Here is a 15702-nt window from a genome sequence, read left to right on the forward strand (position 1 = left end):
GGGCCGGAGGCAGGAGCGCGGGCGCGGCCAGAGCCGGGAGCGCGCCCGGCGGAGCGGAGCGCAGCCGGGGGCCTTGATGAGGTAGAGAAACCTGTAACAGCTCTCGGTACCAATCAAGCAGAGGGTGCTTCGGTCGCCAGGAGACGGCTGGTGAATCCGGCTCGGCAAAGTCGCTGGTAGGCCTTGGCCACGTCGGCGGGTACGGGCTGGCGGATCATGAATCCCTGGTCCGGGTAAACCATCAGCCGCTGCAATGCGCCCGTGAGCATGTCGATCACCAGACGTGCGTCACCGATGGAGTCCACGTACTCGTCTAGAGTCATTGGCGTTGAAGCGCTGACGAACTCCACCTCAGACCACAGCTTGCGGGCGGTGGCGTACGCCCGTCGCTCCTCGTACGGCTTGCTGATCAGCAAGACAGAGGCCACCTCGACGCCGGCCCCCTCCAACACTTCCCGCGAGAAGCGGATGTTCTCCCCCGTGTTGCGCGCCCTCGGCTCCACAAGAACGGCCGAGCTGGGGACACCCAATTCGACTGCCCGCTCTCGGTAGTGGACGGCTTCACCGCGGGGCATTCGCTCCCGGGTCGTGGGGCTCGTGGCTCCTGTGAACAGCACTAGAGGCACGTACCCGCGTTGGTACAGGTCTGCGGACGTGTCGGCCACTCCAAGGTCATGACTACCGAGCCCAATGGCAACGGAGCAGCGTTTGAGGCTGTGGCCCATCTGGTGGTAGTCCCAAATGAGCTGGGCATCGGCCCAATCCTGCGTCGAGATCACTTCGAGCCTTCCACGTCCGCTGCCGAGTCAGGCACCTGGAACTCGTATTCCCAGGCGAAACGCGATGCCGCGTGCACCCCAATGGCGAACTCCACTACGGTCCCGTCGGCTGTGTACGTCGTCCGGTGCAGTTCAACTACGGGCTCGCCTGGCGGCAGCTGGAGAAGCTTCAACTCGTCTGCCGTGGCAGCCCGAGCGAAGATTCGCTCTTTCATGTGGTCGATCTCGTACCCGGCGTCGAAGAGCACCCGGAAGCCTCCGCCTCTGCCGGCGGGTCCGGGGGTCGGGTCAACGATGCGGGTTCCCTCGACGTGTTCGGGTCGGTAGTAGCTCGTCAGGGTGTGAGTTGGCTGCTCGCCTTCCTTGACGAGCCGAGCACGCGCGTACACGTCAGCTCCCGCAGGCAAGCCGTGCGCTTCCGAGACGGCGGGGGGAGCCTCTACGCGACTGACGGTCTGCGTCTGCTCATTCCGGCGGTAGGCGCGCCCACTTGCCACACGGTCTGCAATGAAAGCCACTTCGTCGCCATCGCGCCACTTTGCCTTGTCGTACCGAGAGATGCCGAGTCGTTTGAGAGGAACCTGTTCGCGTACGACCGTGCCGTGACCGCGGGATGAAGTGACCAGGCCTTCGGCTTCGAGAGCCTTGAAGGCGGCATGCACGGTGGACTTGGAGCCCCTGCCCTCCTCCACCAGCTTCCGGATGTGCGGAAGTCGCTCCCCGGGGGTGTAGTCACCACGCCTGATCTGTTCGGCCAGCTCGTCTGCCAGCTCTCGCCACTTGGGCGCCATCCCGAACTCCTCTCGTCGGAACCAAGTCAAACACAGTCCCAGGACTGTTGACAGTCCCAGGACTACGAGCCATCATCTTGCTTAGCGGTTCGCAGTCCTAGGACAGCGAGTCGCCGGAGGGGCTCGTTGGGCTGCTCCACGTCAATCTAGGGAGTTTCAGATGCCGTCGTTCAAGATCGATGTTTCGACCGCTGTCGTGTTCGTGGCGACGCCCCCGACGCCGAAGCTCGTGAGCAAGCAGACCGGTGAGATCGCGATGGACCGGGAGACCGGTGCCCCGCTCGCGACGGTGGGCCTGCTGATCTCGGACGAGGGGGAGGGCAACCTGTATCAGGTGACGGTGCCGAGCACGGGGGTCCCGGAGAACCTGATCCCGGGCACGATGGTCACGGTCATCGGCCTCAAGGCCCGGGACTGGGAGAACACGTTCAACGGCCAGACCCGTCACGGCATCAGCTTCCGCGCGGTCGCCATCACGGCGGGTGTCTGATCATGGCGGACGTGTCCACGGTGATCGAAGCGGCCGGAGCTTTATCCGCCGCCGGCGGTCTCGGCTACGCGAAGGTCCGCGCTCCGCGCGTGTATTGGTCGCTGGTCGGTCTGCCGGTCGCCCGGGTCCGGTTCGCCGCCACGTACCACTCGACGATGGACGTGTGCGGGCTGACGGTGCAGCCGTCCCGCCTGCGGGCGTTCATGGTCCGCAACGTGGCCCGCCGCCCTGATGTGCAGCCGGTCCCGCCGAAGGTGCGCAAGGTCCGCGCCTCGTCCACCGGTATGCGCGCCACCCTCCGCCTGCCCGCCGGACTGGAACCCGCCGACGTCGCCGCCGCCTCGGAGCGGCTGCGCCACGCCTGGGGCGTTCACTCCGTGCACGTGGTGGAGACCAAGCCGGGGTTCGTGGAACTGCGGATGACCGGGTACGACGTGCTGTGGCGGGTGAAGATGCCCCGCCGGCTCCCCCGCACGCTGTCGGGTCCACTGGTCGTGCCGGTCGCGGTCCGGGAGGACGGAACCCCGTTCGTCCGCGACTACAAGAAGGTCCCGCACTCCCTGACGTTGGGCGCGAACCAGTCGGGCAAATCGATGTTCCAGCGCAACCTGATAGCCGGTCTCGCCAAACTCCCCGTGGGCCTGGTCGGAATCGACTGCAAGCGCGGCGTCGAACAGCGCGGCTACGCACCCCGCCTCTCCGCCCTCGCGGTCACGCCGGACGAAGCAGCCGAACTCCTGGAAGCCCTGGTCCGGGAGATGGAAGCGCGCTTCGACACCCTGAGCGCGCACGGTGTCTCCGACCTGTGGGACCTGCCCGTCAAGGTCCGGCCAGTGCCGCTGGTCGTCCTCGTGGACGAGGTCGCCGAACTCTTCCTCACCGCGGCAAAGAAGGACGAAGAGCGCCGGGACCGGATGGTCATGCACCTGGTGCGGCTCGCGCAGATGGCCCGTGCGGTCGGCATCTACCTGGAAATCTGCGGGCAGCGCTTTGGCTCCGAGCTCGGCAAGGGCGCCACGATGCTCCGCGCCCAGCTCACCGGCCGCGTGGTCCACCGGGTCAACGACAAGCAGACCGCCGACATGGGCCTTGGCGACATCGCCCCGGACGCGGTGGCCGCGGTGACGATGATCCCGCCGGACCGTCCCGGTGTGGCCGTGGCCGGCGATGCCTCCGGCGGCTGGTCCCGCATCCGCACCCCCGCCATGACCCCCGCCGAAGCGGTTGCCACCTGCCGCGAGTACGCACACCTCACCCCGCTCATCCCCGCGCTCGCCGCGTTCCGCCCGGTCGTCCCCACCGCCCCCGGCGTCCCGGCTCCGCTGGTCGCCCCGGTGCCGGTCACCGAGTAGCACCCCCTCCTCCTGCTTCGCCGGTTGGCGTGACCGTCTTCGCGCCGGGTCCCTACCCCTCCCATGCCTGAACCCGAAAGGCCCCTCGTCATGGCCAAACGGACCACCACCCCGCCGAAGACCACTCCCGCCCCGTGTCAGCCCTGCGGCGGCACCGGAAACGTGCCGATCACGGTGCGCGTCGGCCGCAAGCGCCGCACGGTCGGCCAGCAGGACGGCCTCTGCCTCAACTGCTTCGGCACCGGCACCGACCCCAACGCCTGACCCCCTCGCGCTCCGGGTGCCGGGCGGTGACCACCACATCCCGCCCGGCCCCGGCCCAACCTCCCGAAAGGAGGTGACCCGATGCCCCGCAAACTCCGCCCCGACGCTGTTCTGATCCAGGCGTTCATCGCCGGCGCCTTGTCCTTCTCCCACCTGCACGACCTCGCCTCCGCGGCCGGCCAGGACGGCTGGAAAGCCTGGGCCTACCCGATCAGCGTGGATCTGCTTCTCGTTGCCGCCTGGCGCCGCATGCGGACCACCAGCGACAACCGGCCGGCGTGGGTCTGGTTCGTCATCGCCCTCGCGGCGTCCCTCGGCGCGAACATCGCCACCGCCGGCCTCCTCGACCTCGGCAACGTTCCGGCCTGGCTCCGCATCCTCGTTGCCGGCTGGCCCGCCCTCGCCTTCCTCGGCGGAACCCTCCTCGCCCACACCCCCACCACCCCCGAACCGGCACCCCCGGCCGCTGTACCTCTGGACGCCCCAGAGCCCGCGCCGGTCCCGGACACCCACGAGGTGACGGTGGAACGGGTCCCGGAACCTGCCCCGGAACTTCCCCCGGCCCCCGACCCGCCCCTGTCGCGGCTCCGGTTCCGGTCGCGGTTTCGGTGCCTGCGGTGTCGGTTCCGCCGGCACTGCTCGACCACGCCAAGAAGGTCGCCGACAGCCACCGCGCCTCGACCGGCGACCGCATCGACCTGGCCACGCTCCGCCTGCGCCTCGGCGTCCCCGCACCGCTCGCTGACGCCATCAACGCCCAACTCGCCTGATCAGAAGGGACAAAGCCCATGGCCCTGCTCAACTTCAACCGCCCGGCGGACTACCTCGACGCCGCCCGCGAGATGGCCGACTCCGGCCGTCCCACCCTCGCCCGGCTTCTCGCCGAGGAGGCTGCCGACCGCACCACCGACCCGACCGAAGCCGCCCGCATCCGCGCCGAGTTCACCGGCGACAGCCTCCGCCGGGAGGGCTGACCTATGCCGCGTCCGAACCGCTTCACCGACGTGATCCGCATCGGCCCCGTCCGGGTCGGCACGCACTACGACGGCCGGGGCCGCACCAAGCACACCGCCGCCTGCACCGCCCCCGCCTGCAACTTCTCCGCCGACTACACCAGCCGGCCCGCCGCCGAACTCGCCGCCCGCACCCACCGCTGCACCATCTGAGAGGAGAGAACGACATGTTCACCCCCAAGTACCCGACCCCCGACACCGCACCGACCCCGGACACCACCCTCGTCCGCCCGCTCACCGGCCTCGTCCACCCCCCGGCCCCGGTCTGCGACTGCCACCACACCCCCGCCACCCCGGCCCCGACCTCCACCCCGGCGCCGGCCCCGGTCGGCCGCCCCAGCGTGCAGCTCACCCCCGGCGCCCTCGTCGTCGCCGTTGCCGGCGGCACGGCCGCGGTCCTCGTCGTCGGCGCAGTCCTCGTCTCGATGCTCCTCGCGGTCGCCATCACCGCCGGCTCCCTCGCGCTCCTCGCGGTCGTCCTGCGCCTCATGCTCAACGATTCCCGCAAGGGCCAGTGATTGACATGGACCTGATCAATATGGCGGCGGCGTTACCCGCCTTCGGCTGGGCCTTCCACAGCAGCGTCCTGACCCGCCGACTGTCCGCCGCCCGCCGCGACCCGCTCACCGGACTCCACACCCGGGCCGGCTTCACCGCCCGCGCCGAACGCATCGTCGCCCGCGCACCCCACGCCATGGCCTTCCTGGTGGACCTGAACGACTTCAAGGCCATCAACGACACCCACGGCCACCTCGCCGGCGACGCAGTCATCGCCGCCACCGCCGAACGCCTCGCCCACTGGGCGGCCGACAACGCCCTCACGGCCCGGCTCGGAGGCGACGAATTCGCCGCCCTCGTCCCGGACTCCACCAACCACCCCGGCACCGCCGCACTGGACCACGCGCTCCGACAGCCGGTCATCTACCGCGGCCAAGTCATTCCCGTGTCCGCGTCGGTCGGCTTCTGCTCCGTCGCCGATCTGCCCGTACGGACCTTGACCGACGCTCTCGCCGCCGCCGACACCGCGATGTACGCGGCCAAGGGCCACGGCCGGCGCAACAACACCCCGCGCACTCGCTCTTAACGGCCCCCGGGGCGGCCTCAACCGCCAAGTTTCCGCCGCCCCGGGAGCCCCACCCATCCCTGATCCAAAGGACCCGAAAGGGAAGACCCATCATGCCCGAGAACACCCGGCCCCGGCCCATCTGCGCCCACTGCGACGGCTTCCCCACCGTCGCGGTCACCACCGGCCAGACCACCCCGGACGGCGAGCGCCGCACCATCACCGCCGACTGCCCCGCCTGCCACGGCACCGGCCACACCACCCCCGCCCGCGCCTACACCCGCGTCGGGGCGTGAGCCCCATGGCCCTCCTCGACTGGTCCGACAAGAAGCACTTCGACGCCTCCGGCGACAAGCCCTGCGTGCTGTGCGACAAGCCCACCCCGCTCCGCTCCGACCGCGGCAAGCCCGTCCACAAGGTGTGCGCCGAGGAGTGGATCGACAACCACCCGCCCAAGGAGAACCGGTGACCAACCCCGCCACCGCGGCGGGCCTGGACCCGACCACCCTCGCCGACGTGCTGAGGGTGGCCGGGTCCCCCGGCTTCGACCGCCTCACCGAACAACTCCGCCGCACCGGAGGATGCGCCCAACCCATCCACCTCACCGGCGCCACCAAGACCATCGACCGCACCACCGGCACCCTGCTCCACCACTACACGACCGACAACGAACCCGGCGGGCGGCTCCGGATCGCCTGCGGCAACCGCCGCGCCTCCCGCTGCCCCGCCTGCGCCTGGACCTACGCCGGCGACACCTACCACCTCATCCGCGCCGGCCTCACCGGCGACCCCACCAAGGGCACCCCCCACACGGTCCGCGAACACCCCCGCGTCTTCGCCACCCTCACCGCCCCGTCGTTCGGCCCGGTCCACAACCGCCCCGGGAACCGGCCCTGCCGCTGCGGCACCCGCCACACCGACGACGCCGAGGAGCTCGGGACCCCGCTCGACCGGACCACGTACGACTACGCCGGCGCGGTGCTGTGGAACAACCACGCCTCCGACCTGTGGCGCTACTTCACGATCTACCTCCGCCGCGAAATCGCCCGCCGCGCCGGCCTCACCCAGAAAGCCGCCCGGGAACAGTCCCGGCTCTCCTTCGGGAAGGTCGCCGAGTACCAGAAGCGCGGAGCGGTCCACTTCCACGCCGTGATCCGCTTCGACGGACCCGACGGCCCGGACACACCCCCACCTGCCTGGGCCACCCACACCCTCCTGGACGACGCGATCCGCGCCGCCGCCAACCGGGTCGAACTCACCGTCCCCTCCCACGAGGAAGCCGGCTTCCCCGGCTGGGTCCTGCGCTGGGGCACCCAACTCGACGTCCAGCCCATCGCCGCCTTCGGCAACGGCGAAGACCTCACCGAACAAGCCGTCGCCTCCTACGTCGCCAAGTACGCCACCAAAGCAGCAGAGACGACCGGGACCGTCGACCACCGCATCGGAAACAAGGAAGCCCTCGTCCTCCTCGACGTCCCCGAGCACCCGCGCCGGCTAATCGAAGCGTGCCTTGACCTCCATCACGCCTACCCGGACCGCAAGCTCCGCGACTGGGCCCACATGCTCGGCTTCCGCGGCCACTTCTCCACCAAATCCCGCGCGTACTCCACCACCCTCGGAGCCCTCCGACAGGTCCGCGCCGACTACCGCACCGCCCAACAACGCGAAGCCCTCGGCCTCCCGAACCTGGACGACCACCCGGAAGCCACCACGCTCACCCTCGCCCACTGGGCCTACGCCGGCCACGGCCACACCCCCGGCGAATCCTGGCTCGCCGCCAACATCCACCGCGACATCCAGCACAACCGCGACACCGTCCGCGAACACCGCGCAGAACTCGAAGCGTCCACCGAAGAGGAGTGGTGACCATGGCAGAACGACTGCTGACTGTGGAACAAGTTGCCGATCGGCTGGGGACGACCGTGCGTTTCCCTCGGCGGCTGGTGGCGGAACGGCGCATCGAGTACGTGAAGGTGGGCCGACATGTTCGGATCGCCGAGGGCGTCGTTGAAGCGTTCATCGCCGCGCACACCGTGACGCCTACTCGACGTCTTCGGAGTGTTGTCTGATGGCGGCCAAGAAGCGGCAATTTGGCCGTGTCCGCAGGCTTCCCTCTGGCCGCTATCAGGCTCGGTACCTGGGACCTGACGGCATTGACCGCCCTGCACCTCAGACGTTCCGCACGAAGAGGGATGCGGACGATTGGTTGGCTGAACGGCAGAGCGAAGTCCGGTCCGGATGCTGGCGAGATCCGGATGCTGGCGCGGTGAACTTCGGGGACTTCGCGCTCCGGTGGGTGGAAGAGCGAGGTTTGGCCGCAACCACGGATGAGTTGTACCGGCGGCTGCTCCGGCTCCACATCCTTCCTTCCTTCGGAGGCAGCGACCTCGACGCGATCAGCCCGCCCGCCGTACGGACCTGGCGCAGTGAGCGACTGAAGGCGACGGAAGCCCCCACCACCGTTGCGAAGTCGTACAGGCTGCTCAAGGCCATCATGGAGACGGCCGTTGATGATGAGCTGATCCGCAGGAATCCGTGCCGAATCAAGGGGGCGGGTAAGGAGTCGGCCGAGGAACGGCCCACCGCGAGCGTTGCGCAGGTCGATGCTCTCGCAGACGCGATGGGACCGCGGTGGCGGCTCATGATCTACATCGCCGCGTATGGTCCCGCCCGCCCCGAGGAGCAAGCGGCGATGCGCCGGCCGGATGTGGATCTGGAGAACGTCGGCGTCTGGATTCGCACGGCAGAGCCTGAACTGACCACCGGCCGCCGCGCGCCCGGCGACACCAAGTCGGCAGCCGGCCGCCGCTTCCTAGTTCTGCCGCCCTTCATGGAAAAAGACTTGAGGCGCCACCTCGATTGGTATGCCGAGAAGGGCGCGGACGGTCTGTTGTTCGTGGGGGAGCGGGGCAAGCCGTTCCGCCGATCTACCTTCGGACGGAAGTGGCGACAGGCGCGCTCGTCGGTGGGGCTGCCCGACAATTTCCGCTTCTACGATCTTCGCCACACCGGTCACACGCTCTCAACCCGCTCGGGGGCGACTCTCCGAGACACGATGGTTCGAGCCGGCCAGTCCTCGGAGAAGGCGGCCATGATGTACCAGCACTCCGACACCGAGCGCCAGAAGGAAGTGGCGAGCGGCATTGACGCCCACGTTCAGGCAGAGCGGCTGAAGGCGCGGGCTGAGCCGGCCCAACCGCCATCGGGCACGTAACGGGCACGAGAGCTATTAAGTGGTCTAGACAACAAGGAAGCCCCGGGCTGTTGGCCTGGGGCTTTCTAGTGGAGCGGGTGACGAGAATCGAACTCGCGCTCTGAGCTTGGGAAGCTCATGTTCTACCATTAAACTACACCCGCGTAGCGCGCCGATGATCGGCTGTGCATGCTCGCACACTGTACCTCATGGCAGGGCCCCGGCGAATTCGTCGCGGGCCCTTTCGGTGTTTCGGGGGGCTTGTCGGGGTGTGGGGTGGGTGGTTCCGGGGGTGGGGGTGACGGGGGTGCGGGGGGCGGGAGTTGGGGGCGTAGGTTGGAGCGGAGCCGCGTGTGGAACCGCGGGGAACCGTGTGTGGGCCGCCGTGTGGAGCGGCGGGTGGAGTGGGTCCTGTTCATCCCCTAATGTGTGGGTTTCTCGTTCGAGGCCGGCTGGTTGGGGAAGGGACTTGATGGAGTCGTTGAAGGCAGTGGAGTCACCGGTGCAGGCGGAGCTGTCGCTCAGGGCGGTGGAGTCGGTGGAGGGCACCGTCGTCCGTTGTGCGGAGGGGCATGTGTTCGCCACCTCGTCGTTCCCGATGCAGCAGCTCGGGACGGACCGGATCGGGCCCGGGCGGCTGATCCGGTGCCCGCGGTGTGCGCGGCTGAGGAGCTCGGTGCCGGTAGCGGCGTCGAGACGGTAGCCGGAAGAGGTACCGGTATCCGAAAGGCTTAGCGGAGGGCGGCGGAGGGCGGCGGAGGTCGTCACCGGTGGCCGTCACCGGAGGTGAGGGCAGGCGCGCGGGTGCGGTCCGGTTGGGGCGGGCTCGCGCGTTCTGCGTATCCTCGGATCGTGCTTCTCTCTGACAAAGACCTCCGGAACGAGATCGACAGCGGTCGGGTCCGTATCGACCCGTTCGATCCGTCGATGGTTCAGCCTTCGAGCATCGATGTGCGGCTGGACCGCTACTTCCGGGTGTTCGAGAACCACCGCTACCCCCACATCGACCCCGCCGTCGAGCAGCCCGACCTGACCCGCACGGTCGAGCCGGAGGGGGACGAGCCGTTCATCCTGCACCCCGGTGAGTTCGTGCTCGCGTCGACGTACGAGGTCATCACGCTGCCCGACGACCTGGCCTCGCGGCTGGAGGGCAAGAGCTCGCTCGGGCGGCTCGGGCTGGTGACGCACTCCACCGCCGGGTTCATCGACCCCGGGTTCTCGGGGCACGTGACGCTGGAGCTGTCGAATCTGGCGACGCTCCCGATAAAGCTGTGGCCGGGGATGAAGATCGGGCAGCTGTGCATGTTCCGGCTGACCTCGCCGTCGGAGTTCCCCTACGGTTCGGAGCGGTACGGCTCCCGTTACCAGGGGCAGCGCGGCCCGACGGCTTCGCGTTCGTACCTGAACTTCCACCGGACCCAGGTCTGACACGCACGAAGGACGCCGAGGTGACGGGCATGGCAGCTGCCGAGGACCGGGAGAACCTGACCTACGAGGGGTTCGGGCTCGCCGTGCGCGAGCTCGCTCAGGCGGTCGCCGACGACGGGTTCGAGCCCGACGTGGTGCTGAGCATCGCGCGGGGCGGTGTGTTCGTGGCCGGCGGTCTGGCGTACGCGCTGGACTGCAAGAACATCCACCTGGTGAACGTGGAGTTCTACACCGGCGTGGGCACCACCCTGGAGATGCCGGTCATGCTGGCGCCCGTCCCGAACGTCGTGGACTTCACGCGCAAGAAGGTCCTGATCGCCGACGACGTCGCCGACACCGGGAAGACGCTGAAGCTGGTCCGCGACTTCTGCCTGGACCACGTCGCCGAGGTGCGCAGCGCGGTCATCTACGAGAAGCCGCAGTCGCTCGTGAAGTGCGAGTACGTGTGGAAGAAGACCGACCGGTGGATCAACTTCCCGTGGAGCGTCGAGAAGCCCGTGGTACGGCGTACGGGGCAGGTCCTCGACTCCTGAGGGAGTCGCCACTCCTGAGGAGTCGCCACGCATGACGAAGGGCCCGGACCGCTGAGCAGCGGTCCGGGCCCTTCGTCGTACGCGTGACGCGGCTCAGATGGTGCCGAGCTTGAGGATGGAGAGCAGGCCGATCAGCTGGATCGCCGAGGCGCCCAGGGCCTTGGGCCACGGCAGGTCGTGGGACTTGCTCACCATCGAGGTGAAGAGCGCTCCGGCGGCCAGCAGGGTGATCCAGCCGACGATCTGGACGAACGAGTTCTCGCCGCCCAGGAAGAGGGCGAAGAGCAGCCGCGGGGCGTCGGTGATCGACATGATCAGCATGGAGAGGCCCACGGTGGGCTGCCAGGCTCCGTCGCCGCCCAGCTGGCGGGCCAGGGTGTGGGTCACCGCGCCGAGGACCAGGCCACCGATGACGAAGCCGACGCCGGTGAAGAGGACGTACGGCACGGCGGTGGAGATGGTGGCGTTGATGGCCTCTTCGCGGGCCTGGTCGAAGCCGAACAGCGCCAGCAGCCCGTAGACGAAGGTGACGATCAGGGCAGGGCCCCAGACGGGGTAGTCCCGCATCTGCCAGAACGTCGCGCCGGGCCGCAGCACGATCCCGGAGAGCAGGTCCTTCCATCCCAGGCGGGGGCCGGCCGGCTGGGCCGGGGCGTTGCCCGCCTGGTAGGTGCCGCCGTCGGTGTACGGGTCGTCGCCGACGCTGAACGCCTGCGTGTGCCCGGGGTTGTTGGCGTACGGGTCGTGGCGCGGGGGCTCCTGGTACGGGTCGCCGAAGTACTCCGGCTCACCGTGCCCGCCCGGCTGCTGCCCGCGTCCGTCGTTGCCGCGGGGCGCGGAGGTGTACCCGCCGCTGCCGTTGCCGTACGGGGTCGCGCGTGGCGCGCCGTACTGCGGCGGGGCGGGGTTGCCGCCCGCCTGCGGCCACTGCTGACCGCCGTACGGGGGCTGTGGTGCCTGCCCTCCGTACGACTGCCGCTGCTGCGGGTTTCGCGCTTGCTGCGGTTGTTGCGGGGTGCGGTTGTCCCGGCCGCGTCCGATCCTGAATCCAGCCACGTGATCGAACGTACCTGGTCCGCGGGGCGCCCAGTGAGGGGGCGGGGGGACCGGGACGGCTTTGCGGCTGAGCTGTGACATCCCGTACGGGTTTCCGTATGCCTCCCCGTACGGGTGAAAGTGGATACCGGCACGGGTGAAGCCGGGCACTGGTACGGGTGAAATCGGATGCCCGTACGGGTGGAATCGCGGGGTGGTACGCGAGAAGCGGCCGGTCCTGCCCCCGAGGCAGGTCCGACCGCTTCTCGCCGTGCGGGTGGTGCGGGTGGCGCGTTCCCCTGTGCTGGGTGCCCCCGTGCTGAGTCCCCTGTGCTGAGTCCCCTGTGGCTGAGTCCCCCGTGCTGGGTGCTCCCTGTGCGGGGTGGTTACGCGGCCGGTTCCGGCTCGGGTTCCGGCTGGGGCTCCGGCTCCGGCTCGACGGGCTTCTTCACGGACTCCAGGAGGAGCTGCGAGACGTCGACGACCTGGATCGACTCCTTGGCCTTGCCGTCGTTCTTCTTGCCGTTGACCGAGTCGGTCAGCATGACGAGGCAGAACGGGCAGGCCGTCGAGACGATGTCCGGGTTGAGGGAGAGGGCTTCGTCGACGCGCTCGTTGTTGATGCGCTTGCCGATCCGCTCCTCCATCCACATCCGCGCGCCGCCGGCGCCGCAGCAGAAGCCGCGCTCCTTGTGACGGTGCATCTCCTCGTTCCGCAGGCCCGGAACGCTCTTGATGATCTCGCGCGGCGGTGTGTAGACCTTGTTGTGCCGGCCCAGGTAGCAGGGGTCGTGGTAGGTGATCAGGCCCTCGACCGGGGTCACCGGGACGAGCTTGCCCTCGTCCACCAGGTGCTGGAGCAGCTGGGTGTGGTGGATGACCTCGTACTCGCCGCCGAGCTGCGGGTACTCGTTGGCGATGGTGTTGAAGCAGTGCGGACAGGTGGCGACGATCTTCTTCGTCGCCTTCGCCTTCTTGGTCGAGTCGTCGTCGTCGTCCTCGCCGAACGCCATGTTCAGCATCGCGACGTTCTCCTGGCCGAGCTGCTGGAAGAGCGGCTCGTTGCCGAGGCGGCGGGCGGAGTCACCGGTGCACTTCTCGTCGCCGCCCATGATCGCGAACTTCACGCCCGCGATGTGGAGCAGCTCGGCGAAGGCCTTGGTGGTCTTCTTCGCCCGGTCCTCCAGGGCGCCGGCGCAGCCGACCCAGTAGAGGTAGTCGACCTCGGTGAGGTCCTCGACGTCCTTGCCGACGATCGGGACCTCGAAGTCGACCTCCTTGGTCCACTCGACGCGCTGCTTCTTGGCGAGCCCCCAGGGGTTGCCCTTCTTCTCCAGGTTCTTGAGCATCGTGCCCGCCTCGGACGGGAACGCGGACTCGATCATCACCTGGTAGCGGCGCATGTCGACGATGTGGTCGATGTGCTCGATGTCGACCGGGCACTGCTCGACGCAGGCACCGCAGGTGGTGCAGGACCAGAGGACGTCCGGGTCGATGACGCCGTTCTCCTCGGCGGTGCCGATCAGCGGGCGCTCGGCCTCGGCGAGAGCCGCCGCCGGGACGTCCTTGAGCTGCTCCTCGGTGGCCTTCTCGTTGCCCTCCATGTCCTTGCCGCCGCCGGCCAGCAGGTACGGCGCCTTGGCGTGCGCGTGGTCGCGCAGGGACATGATGAGGAGCTTCGGGGAGAGCGGCTTGCCGGTGTTCCAGGCGGGGCACTGCGACTGGCAGCGGCCGCACTCGGTGCAGGTGGAGAAGTCGAGGATGCCCTTCCAGGAGAACTGCTCGACCTGGGAGACGCCGAAGACGTCGTCCTCGCCCGGGTCCTCGAAGTCGATCTCCTTGCCGCCGCTGGTCATCGGCTTGAGCTCGCCGAGCGCGACGGCTCCGTCCGCGTTCCGCTTGAACCAGATGTTCGGGAAGGCGAGGAAGCGGTGCCAGGCGACACCCATGTTGGTGTTGAGTCCGACGGTGATCGCCCAGCCCATGGTGACGCCGAGCTTGATCATCGCGGTGAGGTAGACGAGGTTCTGCAGCGTGGAGAGGCTCAGCCCCTTGAAGGCGGCGACCAGGGGGTACGAGGCGAAGTACGCGGCCTCGTAGCCGTCCACGTGGTGCAGGGCGCCCTCGAGTCCGCGCAGGGTCATGATCGCGAGGCCGATGACGAGGATGACCGCCTCGACGAAGTACGCCTGGCCCATCTTGGATCCCGCGAAGCGGGACTTGCGGCCCGGACGGCTCGGCAGGTTGAGCTGGCGGATCGCGATGAGGACGAGGATGCCCACCGTGGTCGCGAGCGCGATGAACTCCGTGTACGCCTCGTACGGCAGCCAGCCGCCGAGGACCGGGAGCACCCAGTCGGCCTTGAACAGCTGTCCGTAGGCCGTGACGATGGTCAGACCAAGGGTCAGGAAGCCGACGGCGACGAACCAGTGCGCGACGCCGACGATGCCCCACCGGTTCATCCGGGTGTGGCCGACGAACTCCTTGGCCAGGGTGATCGTGCGGTTCTTGGGGTTGTCGGTGCGGCTGCCCGCGGGGACCGGCTGTCCGAGGCGGACGAACCGGTAGATCTGCGCGACGGCTCGGGAAATGAGCGCAACGCCGACCACGGTCAGCACCAGCGACACGATGATCGCGGCGAGTTGCATGTAGGGGCTCCTCGGGCCTGCGAGGGTGGGATTTTGACACTACTAAGCAGTAACTTAATCAGTCTGTGCTGACCCTATCCACTTATTCCAGTGGGCTGTAGCCGGGCAAGCGGTGATCTGTGTCGCTCAGGCCACCCTTGGCCCGCCGGGTCGTTCCGCGGAGGGTCGCGCGCACAGGAGTGTGCACGGATTCCGCCAGGATTGCCAGGTCGAGCCCGATTCGCTGGATTTCGGTACGGCTCCGGGCCAGGGTCTGGGCGTAGTGCAGGTCGAGCAGGGCCGTCTCGTCCCAGGGCATCCCGGACCGGGCGCGCACCTGCGCGAGCCCGGTCAGCCCGGGGCGCAGCTCCAGCCGCCAGCGGCGCGGCCCGCCGTCCAGGAGCCGGGGGTCGTCCGGCGCGAGCGGCGCCGGACCGACGAGCGACAGCTCTCCGCGTACGACGTGCACCAGCCGGGAGACCGCGTCGAGCCGCAGCCGCCGGGTGCGCAGCGAACGCAGGACGAACGGCCGCCCGCCGAGCCCGGCCCGGGTGCGCCCGTCGACCACCTGGTGCGGGCCGTGCCGTACGGCGAGGGCGAGGGCGGCGGCCAGCAGGACGGGGGCCGCGAGGAGCAGCAGGGCCGAGCCGAGGGTCACGTCCAGGAGTCGTTTGGCCCCTCCGGCGGGGGGCAGGGTCGGGTCCGGCGGTCGTCCCGTGCCGCTCGCCGGGGTGGCTGCGGGCCTCCGCCGCCACGGTGCCGGCCGCCTCGGGGGCCGGACCGGCTGGAGTGACTGCCACCATGCGCCGCCGCTCTGTCTGTAGCGCCGCTGCCTCGCGTTCCGCATCGCGCCCGCCCGGGGTTTCGGAGTTCGGTGGGGTGGTCCGGGGCCGGTGCGTTTTGACCGGCTCACGGCATTTTGTGACAGAACAATCCCACGGTGCGATGGTGGGACGGGGGGAGTGGCGCGCACCGCGTTCTGCGTGTCTCGCCCGGGTCGTGTCCGATGCGGTCGAGGGGCGGGGCCGTGGTGGTGACGAGGGGCGGAGCCGTGCGGCGGCCGGGGCGTGTGGGGTGTTCGCCCGGAGCGCCGGAGGGGTACGTACCCGCGTTGAGCTGCGCATTTACCGTATG

The 15702-nt window shown here is 69.2% G+C and carries 19 protein-coding genes, 1 tRNA gene and 1 pseudogene; 15 read left to right on the forward strand and 6 right to left on the reverse strand.

Going from position 1 to position 15702, the window contains the following annotated elements; genetic code table 11:
* Positions 1 to 113 precede the first annotated feature (113 nt).
* Both ACWCSV_RS24445 and ACWCSV_RS24450 read right to left on the reverse strand, forming a co-directional pair.
* Positions 114 to 779 carry a YdcF family protein gene (locus tag ACWCSV_RS24445; protein WP_451145558.1) on the reverse strand — a complete coding sequence of 222 codons (666 nt, stop codon included), beginning with the start codon at positions 777 to 779 and terminating at the stop codon, positions 114 to 116.
* Positions 776 to 1570, reverse strand: coding sequence for a GntR family transcriptional regulator (locus tag ACWCSV_RS24450; RefSeq protein WP_451145560.1), 795 nt, complete (start codon positions 1568 to 1570; stop codon positions 776 to 778). The genes ACWCSV_RS24445 and ACWCSV_RS24450 overlap by 4 nt, the downstream gene beginning before the upstream one ends.
* A 160-nt stretch (positions 1571 to 1730) precedes the next feature.
* Between ACWCSV_RS24450 and ACWCSV_RS24455 the strand changes: the two genes are divergently transcribed.
* From ACWCSV_RS24455 to ACWCSV_RS24515, 13 genes and pseudogenes are all read left to right on the forward strand, one after another.
* Positions 1731 to 2060, forward strand: coding sequence for an SCO3933 family regulatory protein (locus ACWCSV_RS24455; protein WP_451145562.1), 330 nt, complete (start codon positions 1731 to 1733; stop codon positions 2058 to 2060).
* 2 nt (positions 2061 to 2062) lie between these two features.
* Positions 2063 to 3412: an FtsK/SpoIIIE domain-containing protein gene (locus tag ACWCSV_RS24460; RefSeq protein ID WP_451145564.1), complete on the forward strand. Its 1350-nt coding sequence runs from the start codon at positions 2063 to 2065 to the stop codon at positions 3410 to 3412.
* A 90-nt stretch (positions 3413 to 3502) separates the two neighbouring features.
* Positions 3503 to 3676, forward strand: coding sequence for a hypothetical protein (locus ACWCSV_RS24465; RefSeq protein WP_451145566.1), 174 nt, complete (start codon positions 3503 to 3505; stop codon positions 3674 to 3676).
* Positions 3677 to 3757: 81 nt separating this feature from the next.
* Positions 3758 to 4446, forward strand: a pseudogene (locus tag ACWCSV_RS24470) (DUF2637 domain-containing protein).
* An 18-nt stretch (positions 4447 to 4464) separates the two neighbouring features.
* Complete coding sequence (locus ACWCSV_RS24475; RefSeq protein ID WP_451145568.1) at positions 4465 to 4650, forward strand: hypothetical protein; 186 nt, start codon at positions 4465 to 4467, stop codon at positions 4648 to 4650.
* A 3-nt stretch (positions 4651 to 4653) separates the two neighbouring features.
* A complete protein-coding gene (locus tag ACWCSV_RS24480; protein WP_451145570.1) occupies positions 4654 to 4842 on the forward strand; it encodes a mobile element transfer protein in 189 nt (62 codons plus the stop codon).
* A gap of 14 nt (positions 4843 to 4856) precedes the next feature.
* A complete protein-coding gene (locus ACWCSV_RS24485) occupies positions 4857 to 5207 on the forward strand; it encodes a SpdD protein (protein ID WP_451145572.1) in 351 nt (116 codons plus the stop codon).
* A gap of 5 nt (positions 5208 to 5212) precedes the next feature.
* Positions 5213 to 5773: a GGDEF domain-containing protein gene (locus ACWCSV_RS24490; protein WP_451145574.1), complete on the forward strand. Its 561-nt coding sequence runs from the start codon at positions 5213 to 5215 to the stop codon at positions 5771 to 5773.
* 92 nt (positions 5774 to 5865) lie between these two features.
* Positions 5866 to 6048 (forward strand): hypothetical protein, encoded by a 183-nt coding sequence (locus ACWCSV_RS24495; RefSeq protein ID WP_451145576.1) that lies wholly within the window; start codon positions 5866 to 5868, stop codon positions 6046 to 6048.
* A complete protein-coding gene (locus ACWCSV_RS24500; protein ID WP_451145735.1) occupies positions 6045 to 6221 on the forward strand; it encodes a hypothetical protein in 177 nt (58 codons plus the stop codon). Before ACWCSV_RS24495 ends, ACWCSV_RS24500 begins: the two co-directional genes overlap by 4 nt.
* On the forward strand, positions 6218 to 7618 hold the full coding sequence (repSA, locus tag ACWCSV_RS24505) for a replication initiator protein RepSA (protein ID WP_451145578.1): 1401 nt from the start codon (positions 6218 to 6220) through the stop codon (positions 7616 to 7618). Before ACWCSV_RS24500 ends, repSA begins: the two co-directional genes overlap by 4 nt.
* Before the next feature lie 2 nt (positions 7619 to 7620).
* On the forward strand, positions 7621 to 7821 hold the full coding sequence (locus ACWCSV_RS24510; RefSeq protein ID WP_451145580.1) for an excisionase family DNA-binding protein: 201 nt from the start codon (positions 7621 to 7623) through the stop codon (positions 7819 to 7821).
* Entirely contained in the window at positions 7821 to 8966 is a 1146-nt protein-coding gene (locus tag ACWCSV_RS24515) for a tyrosine-type recombinase/integrase (protein ID WP_451145582.1), read from the forward strand. Before ACWCSV_RS24510 ends, ACWCSV_RS24515 begins: the two co-directional genes overlap by 1 nt.
* Before the next feature lie 69 nt (positions 8967 to 9035).
* Here the strand turns inward: ACWCSV_RS24515 and ACWCSV_RS24520 are convergent.
* Positions 9036 to 9109 (reverse strand) — tRNA-Gly (locus ACWCSV_RS24520).
* 688 nt (positions 9110 to 9797) lie between these two features.
* Between ACWCSV_RS24520 and dcd the strand changes: the two genes are divergently transcribed.
* Positions 9798 to 10373 carry a dCTP deaminase gene (gene dcd / locus ACWCSV_RS24525; RefSeq protein ID WP_266706996.1) on the forward strand — a complete coding sequence of 192 codons (576 nt, stop codon included), beginning with the start codon at positions 9798 to 9800 and terminating at the stop codon, positions 10371 to 10373.
* Between the two features lie 29 nt (positions 10374 to 10402).
* Positions 10403 to 10906 carry a phosphoribosyltransferase gene (locus ACWCSV_RS24530; protein ID WP_387365824.1) on the forward strand — a complete coding sequence of 168 codons (504 nt, stop codon included), beginning with the start codon at positions 10403 to 10405 and terminating at the stop codon, positions 10904 to 10906.
* A gap of 93 nt (positions 10907 to 10999) precedes the next feature.
* On the opposite strand, the gene ACWCSV_RS24535 is transcribed toward ACWCSV_RS24530, so the two are convergent.
* From ACWCSV_RS24535 to ACWCSV_RS24545, 3 genes are all read right to left on the reverse strand, one after another.
* Entirely contained in the window at positions 11000 to 11962 is a 963-nt protein-coding gene (locus tag ACWCSV_RS24535) for a YIP1 family protein (protein WP_451145585.1), read from the reverse strand.
* A 365-nt stretch (positions 11963 to 12327) separates the two neighbouring features.
* Entirely contained in the window at positions 12328 to 14589 is a 2262-nt protein-coding gene (locus tag ACWCSV_RS24540; RefSeq protein ID WP_451145587.1) for a (Fe-S)-binding protein, read from the reverse strand.
* A gap of 82 nt (positions 14590 to 14671) precedes the next feature.
* Complete coding sequence (locus ACWCSV_RS24545; RefSeq protein WP_451145589.1) at positions 14672 to 15226, reverse strand: sugar transferase; 555 nt, start codon at positions 15224 to 15226, stop codon at positions 14672 to 14674.
* Positions 15227 to 15702: the final 476 nt, after the last annotated feature.

Source organism: Streptomyces sp. NPDC001770 (assembly GCF_053596135.1).

Bases quoted from the DNA above. Each gene is read 5' to 3' on its own strand.
- ACWCSV_RS24485 (WP_451145572.1), top strand. From the start codon at position 4,857: ATGTTCACCCCCAAGTACCCGACCCCCGACACCGCACCGACCCCGGAC.
- ACWCSV_RS24455 (WP_451145562.1), top strand. From the start codon at position 1,731: ATGCCGTCGTTCAAGATCGATGTTTCGACCGCTGTCGTGTTCGTGGCG.
- ACWCSV_RS24510 (WP_451145580.1), top strand. From the start codon at position 7,621: ATGGCAGAACGACTGCTGACTGTGGAACAAGTTGCCGATCGGCTGGGG.
- ACWCSV_RS24465 (WP_451145566.1), top strand. From the start codon at position 3,503: ATGGCCAAACGGACCACCACCCCGCCGAAGACCACTCCCGCCCCGTGT.
- ACWCSV_RS24490 (WP_451145574.1), top strand. From the start codon at position 5,213: ATGGACCTGATCAATATGGCGGCGGCGTTACCCGCCTTCGGCTGGGCC.
- ACWCSV_RS24460 (WP_451145564.1), top strand. From the start codon at position 2,063: ATGGCGGACGTGTCCACGGTGATCGAAGCGGCCGGAGCTTTATCCGCC.
- ACWCSV_RS24515 (WP_451145582.1), top strand. From the start codon at position 7,821: ATGGCGGCCAAGAAGCGGCAATTTGGCCGTGTCCGCAGGCTTCCCTCT.
- ACWCSV_RS24540 (WP_451145587.1), bottom strand. From the start codon at position 14,589: ATGCAACTCGCCGCGATCATCGTGTCGCTGGTGCTGACCGTGGTCGGC.
- ACWCSV_RS24475 (WP_451145568.1), top strand. From the start codon at position 4,465: ATGGCCCTGCTCAACTTCAACCGCCCGGCGGACTACCTCGACGCCGCC.
- ACWCSV_RS24530 (WP_387365824.1), top strand. From the start codon at position 10,403: ATGGCAGCTGCCGAGGACCGGGAGAACCTGACCTACGAGGGGTTCGGG.
- ACWCSV_RS24450 (WP_451145560.1), bottom strand. From the start codon at position 1,570: ATGGCGCCCAAGTGGCGAGAGCTGGCAGACGAGCTGGCCGAACAGATC.
- ACWCSV_RS24480 (WP_451145570.1), top strand. From the start codon at position 4,654: ATGCCGCGTCCGAACCGCTTCACCGACGTGATCCGCATCGGCCCCGTC.
- ACWCSV_RS24495 (WP_451145576.1), top strand. From the start codon at position 5,866: ATGCCCGAGAACACCCGGCCCCGGCCCATCTGCGCCCACTGCGACGGC.